We start from the raw sequence: 4,624 nt of genomic DNA, 5'->3' as shown, positions 1-4,624 counted from the left end.
CGATCACCGTCGAGCTGGACGGGCAGGTCCGCGTCATCCGGCGCACCACCGACATCCCCGTCCGCCACGTGAAGGCGAACAAGCCCCACAAAGTTTCCGATGTTGTCTAGGCCCACCGTCAAGCATCACCTGGGACCAGAACGTCAAACATCACCTGGGACTAGACAGGCGCGCTAGGGGAGCGTTCGGCCCGGCACGCGGATCGCACAGATATGCGGTCGACCGGGATCCCCGCGCTCCGGGCCGCCTCCCCGCCCGCACCTGTGGCGGACGCCGCCCACCACACTCTGATCCCGGCCGCCGCGGCAGGCGGCCGGTACGGAGCACGGCGCCGCCCGAGCGGTGGACCCCCCACCGCTCCGCGGCACGACCCGCCCGCGGAGAAGCGGAGAGCGGCCGGCCGGGGAGGCGCCCCAGGAGATCAGAGGGTGTCGGCCTGGCGGAGCTGTTCCGGCGTGGGGGCCGTGCCGCCGAGGTGCGCCGGCATCCACCAGGTGTCGTCCGGGCCCTTGGGCCGGACCGGGTACGCGCGCTGCGCCGCTTCCAGCAGCTCTTGGACGCGCTCGCGCAGCTGACGGGTGATCGCGCCCGCGTACTTGTCCTTGGACGCCTCGATCGCCTCACCCACGCGGATGGTGACGGGGATGTGGCTGCGCTTGAAGTTGCGCGGGTGGCCCTTGGTCCACAGCCGCTGCGTACCCCACACCGCCATCGGGATCAGCGGTACGCCCGCCTCCTGCGCCATGCGCGCGGCACCCGACTTGAAGCTCTTCAGCGTGAACGACTGCGAGATCGTCGCCTCCGGGAAGACACCTACGATCTCACCCGCCCGCAGGGACCGCAGCGCGTGCTCGTACGCCGCCTCCCCCTGCTTGCGGTCCACCGGGATGTGCTTCATGCCCCGCATCAGCGGCCCGGAGACGCGGTGACGGAAGACCGACTCCTTCGCCATGAAGCGCACCAGACGCTTCTGGGGAAGCGCCGCCAGCCCGTCGAAGACGAAGTCGAGATAGCTGATGTGATTGCTCACGAGCACGGCGCCGCCCGAGCGCGGGATGTTCTCCGAACCCTGGCAGTCGATCTTGAGGTCCCACGCCTTGAACAGGGTGCGGGCGAAGCCGACGACGGGCCGGTAGACGAGTTCTGCCATGGGCGGGTAGGAACCCTTCCTTCTCTGCCTGGGAAGGAAGCTCCCAGTCGAAGTTACGGAGCCGTAGGTTTTACGGCTTGTCGAGATGGTGCCCGAAGAACGGCCGGTGAACCAGCCCTGGCGCCCGTCGGGCGCGAGATTCTCGTCACGTCCGCCCCCCGGCCCACCTCGGATTCTGTGCGGCCGCCCGGGAATCTCCGCGACACCTGGGACGCTGTGACGGTTGACGGTCGAGCCATGGACGGGAGAGGGCGAGTGCGGGGCAGGGACGACGAGGCACGGCTTCGGACGGACGTGGGGGCGTGGGCCGCGGCGGGAGCCGAACTGGGGGAGCGCGCCACCCTCGTGCAGTTCTCCAGTGCCTTCTGCGCGCCCTGCCGGGCGACCCGGCGGGTGCTCGGCGAGGTGGCCGGCCTGGTGCCGGGGGTGGCCCACGTGGAGATCGACGCCGAGGCCCATCTCGACCTCGTACGGCGGCTGGAGATCGTCAGCACGCCGACGGTGCTGGTCCTCGACGCGTCGGGCGGGATCGTGCGGCGGGCGGCGGGGCAGCCGCGCAAGGCGGACGTGATCGCCGCGCTCGGGGAGGCGGTGTGATCGTCCCCGGGGCCACGGTGAGGCATCTCGCACATCACCGGACCGGCTTGACTGTGCATGCCATGCGTCGTCAGCCTGACCTCATGTCCTGGGAACTCCTTCGCCCCCGGCGGGTACCCGGCCGCCCGGCGGCCGCCCACGCCGCGCGCGTGCGCCGACCGGGCCGGTGAGCAGCCGCGAACCCGCTCGTCACCTCTCGCAGAAGGATTGGTTCATGACGGCCACGCCCGGCCTCGGTACCGCCCGCCCCGCCTCCCCCGACCTGCTGCGTTCCGTCTTCCGCCGGCACGCCGCCGGGGTCGCCGTGATCACCGCGAGTGGCCGCCGCGGCCCGGTCGGCTTCACGGCCACCTCACTCGCCTCCGTCTCGGCCGAGCCTCCGATGCTGTCCTTCGCGGTCGGTACGGCGGGCTCCAGCTGGCCCGTGATAGCGACGAGCGACCACGTCGGCGTGCATGTGCTCGGAGAGCACCAGCGGGAACTCGCGGCGACGTTCGCACGCAGCGGGGCGGACCGCTTCGGGCCGGCCACCGCGTGGCAGGAGGGCCCCGAGGGTGTCCCCGTGCTGGACGGCGTACCGGCTTGGATGGTGTGCAAGGTGGTGGCGCGGGTGCCCGCCGGTGACCACCGGATCGTGGTGGCCGAGGTGCTGCTGGGCGACCCCACGGGGAGCGGCCGTCCGCTCCTGTACCACCAGGGACGTTTCAACGGACTGCGTGACTGAGGCCCGGATCCCCTGGTCGCGGGCCCGTCCGGTTCCGGTTACGCTGCGTTGCGAAGGTCACAGTTCAAAGCGCTTGCTTAGCGGGAAGGAACTGGGTGTACTGACGAGTAATATTTCGTTCGGAGCGTGGGTCGCCCCGACCGGGATCACCCGCTTCAGGCGCCTAAGCTGCCTGTAGGCAGGCAGCCAGAAATGACGATGCAGTAGGAGAGCCGGCGTGAGCTTGAGGATCGTTGTCACTGTGAAGTACGTGCCCGACGCCACTGGCGACCGGCACTTCGCCGATGACCTGACCGTCGACCGTGACGATGTGGACGGTCTGCTCTCCGAACTGGACGAGTACGCGGTCGAGCAGGCGCTGCAGATTGCGGAGGACCGCCGGGACAAGGGCGACGACGACGTCGAGATCACCGTGCTGACGGTGGGCCCGGAGGACGCCAAGGACGCGCTGCGCAAGGCGCTGTCCATGGGCGCCGACAAGGCCATCCACGTCGAGGACGACGATCTGCACGGCACCGACGCCATCGGCACCTCCCTGGTCCTGGCCAAGGCCGTCGAGAAGGCCGGCTACGACCTGGTCATCTCCGGCATGGCCTCCACCGACGGCACCATGGGCGTCGTACCGGCGCTGCTCGCCGAGCGTCTGGGTGTGCCGCAGGTGACCCTGCTGTCCGAGGTGTCGGTCGAGGGCGGCACGGTCAAGGGCCGCCGCGACGGCGACGCCGCCTCCGAGCAGCTCGAGGCGTCCCTGCCCGCCGTGGTGTCGGTCACCGACCAGTCGGGCGAGGCGCGTTACCCGTCCTTCAAGGGCATCATGGCGGCCAAGAAGAAGCCGGTTCAGTCCTGGGACCTGTCCGACCTCGACATCGACGAGGACGAGGTCGGCCTGGAGAACGCCTACACCACGGTCGACGCCGCGGCGGAGCGTCCGGCCCGCACCGCCGGCACGATCGTCAAGGACGAGGGCGAGGGCGGCAAGCAGCTCGCCGCCTTCCTCGCGAGCCAGAAGTTCATCTGAGCCCGAGGCTCAACTCGCGTACCGCCCCTCACCCCTAGCAAGCAGGAGAGAAGAAGTCCCATGGCTGAAGTTCTCGTCTACGTCGACCACGTGGACGGTGCCGTCCGCAAGCCGACCCTGGAGCTGCTGACGCTGGCCCGCCGCATCGGCGAGCCGGTCGCCGTCGCGCTGGGCAACGGCGCGGCGGACACCGCCGCCACGCTCGCCGAGCACGGCGCGGTCAAGGTCCTCACCCACGAGGCCGCCGAGTACGCCGACTACCTGGTCGTGCCGAAGGTCGACGCCCTCCAGGCCGCCCACGAGGCCGTCTCCCCGGCCGCCGTCCTGGTGTCCTCCTCCACCGAGGGCAAGGAGATCGCCGCCCGTCTGGCGCTGCGTCTCGGCTCCGGCATCATCACCGACGCCGTCGACCTGGAGGCGGGCGACGAGGGTCCGGTGGCCACCCAGTCGGTCTTCGCCGCGTCGTACACCACCAGGTCCCGTGTCTCCAAGGGCACCCCGGTCATCACGGTCAAGCCCAACTCGGCCGCCGTGGAGGCCGCTCCGGCCGCCGGCGACGTCGAGGCGCTGAGCGTGTCCTTCTCCGCCCAGGCGACCGGCACCAAGGTCACCGGGCGTACGCCGCGTGAGTCGACGGGACGTCCGGAGCTGACCGAGGCCGCGATCGTGGTCTCCGGTGGCCGCGGTGTCAACGGCGCGGAGAACTTCGGGATCATCGAGGCGCTCGCCGACTCGCTCGGCGCGGCCGTCGGCGCCTCGCGCGCCGCCGTCGACGCCGGCTGGTACCCGCACACCAACCAGGTCGGCCAGACCGGCAAGTCCGTCTCGCCGCAGCTGTACATCGCCTCCGGCATCTCCGGCGCGATCCAGCACCGCGCGGGCATGCAGACCTCGAAGACCATCGTGGCCGTCAACAAGGACGCCGAGGCCCCGATCTTCGACCTGGTCGACTACGGCATCGTCGGCGACCTGTTCGACGTCGTGCCGCAGCTGACCGAGGAGATCAAGACCCGCAAGGGCTGATCGCCGCCAGGCCTCCGAGGCCCCCGCGACCTCACCTTAGGTTCAAGGGGTCGTCGCAACACCACTTGGTTTCAGGTGGTGAGTAGATCACGTAGGCGCTCGGCTGGGGTAT

At 70.4% G+C, this 4,624-nt stretch carries 5 protein-coding genes; 4 read left to right on the top strand and 1 reads right to left on the bottom strand.

Annotated elements, in window-relative coordinates:
• Positions 1 to 421 precede the first annotated feature (421 nt).
• A complete protein-coding gene (locus HTV45_RS33130; RefSeq protein WP_215209598.1) occupies positions 422 to 1,150 on the bottom strand; it encodes a 1-acyl-sn-glycerol-3-phosphate acyltransferase in 729 nt (242 codons plus the stop codon).
• 237 nt (positions 1,151 to 1,387) lie between these two features.
• Between HTV45_RS33130 and HTV45_RS33125 the strand changes: the two genes are divergently transcribed.
• The 4 genes from HTV45_RS33125 (at position 1,388) to HTV45_RS33110 (ending at position 4,512) form a co-directional block, all read left to right on the top strand.
• Positions 1,388 to 1,747 (top strand): thioredoxin family protein, encoded by a 360-nt coding sequence (locus HTV45_RS33125; RefSeq protein ID WP_215209597.1) that lies wholly within the window; start codon positions 1,388 to 1,390, stop codon positions 1,745 to 1,747.
• Between the two features lie 214 nt (positions 1,748 to 1,961).
• On the top strand, positions 1,962 to 2,471 hold the full coding sequence (locus HTV45_RS33120) for a flavin reductase family protein (protein ID WP_215209596.1): 510 nt from the start codon (positions 1,962 to 1,964) through the stop codon (positions 2,469 to 2,471).
• A gap of 217 nt (positions 2,472 to 2,688) precedes the next feature.
• Positions 2,689 to 3,489: an electron transfer flavoprotein subunit beta/FixA family protein gene (locus HTV45_RS33115; RefSeq protein WP_215209595.1), complete on the top strand. Its 801-nt coding sequence runs from the start codon at positions 2,689 to 2,691 to the stop codon at positions 3,487 to 3,489.
• A gap of 60 nt (positions 3,490 to 3,549) precedes the next feature.
• On the top strand, positions 3,550 to 4,512 hold the full coding sequence (locus HTV45_RS33110; RefSeq protein WP_215209594.1) for an electron transfer flavoprotein subunit alpha/FixB family protein: 963 nt from the start codon (positions 3,550 to 3,552) through the stop codon (positions 4,510 to 4,512).
• Positions 4,513 to 4,624 lie beyond the last annotated feature (112 nt).

This window comes from Streptomyces sp. CHD11 (genome assembly GCF_018638295.1).
Taxonomy (GTDB): Bacteria; Actinomycetota; Actinomycetes; order Streptomycetales; family Streptomycetaceae; genus Streptomyces.
Note: the sequence above shows the minus strand (reverse complement) of the source record. Positions and strands in the feature narration are given on the sequence as shown.

Coding starts and splice junctions, on each gene's coding strand:
- HTV45_RS33125 (WP_215209597.1), top strand. CDS start 1,388: ATGGACGGGAGAGGGCGAGTGCGGGGCAGGGACGACGAGGCACGGCTT.
- HTV45_RS33130 (WP_215209598.1), bottom strand. CDS start 1,150: ATGGCAGAACTCGTCTACCGGCCCGTCGTCGGCTTCGCCCGCACCCTG.
- HTV45_RS33110 (WP_215209594.1), top strand. CDS start 3,550: ATGGCTGAAGTTCTCGTCTACGTCGACCACGTGGACGGTGCCGTCCGC.
- HTV45_RS33120 (WP_215209596.1), top strand. CDS start 1,962: ATGACGGCCACGCCCGGCCTCGGTACCGCCCGCCCCGCCTCCCCCGAC.